This window comes from Rhodococcus sp. PAE-6 (assembly GCF_025290685.1).
Lineage (GTDB): Bacteria > Actinomycetota > Actinomycetes > Mycobacteriales > Mycobacteriaceae > Rhodococcus > Rhodococcus pyridinivorans.
Genome location: NZ_JAOCLZ010000152.1, coordinates 1 through 259, shown reverse-complemented (window position 1 = coordinate 259; position 259 = coordinate 1). Strand labels below are relative to the sequence as shown.

Sequence of the window (259 nt, the reverse complement as noted above, 5' to 3'; positions counted from 1 at the left end):
CCGCAACGGCGATATGCTGAAATCGCTGATTGGCGAGGGTGCAGGCTTCGACTTCGTTGCAAGCCCGCTGCGACGCACGCGCGAGACGATGGAACGTATCCGTTTGCGCATGGGTCTTGATCCGTATGAATACCGCACCGATCCACAACTGATGGAAGTCAATTTCGGCGACTGGCAGGGCTTCATGATGGAAGACATTGCCAGGGAGCGTGAAGACCTTCTGGAAGCGCGCGCCCGCGACAAGTGGAATTTCGTGCCG

The 259-nt window shown here is 57.9% G+C and carries 1 protein-coding gene; it reads left to right on the top strand.

The genetic code is table 11. The features are described 5' to 3' along the window. Positions 1–259: histidine phosphatase family protein (locus tag NVV99_RS26605; protein ID WP_260783314.1), on the top strand; the 259-nt coding region annotated here is incomplete at both ends.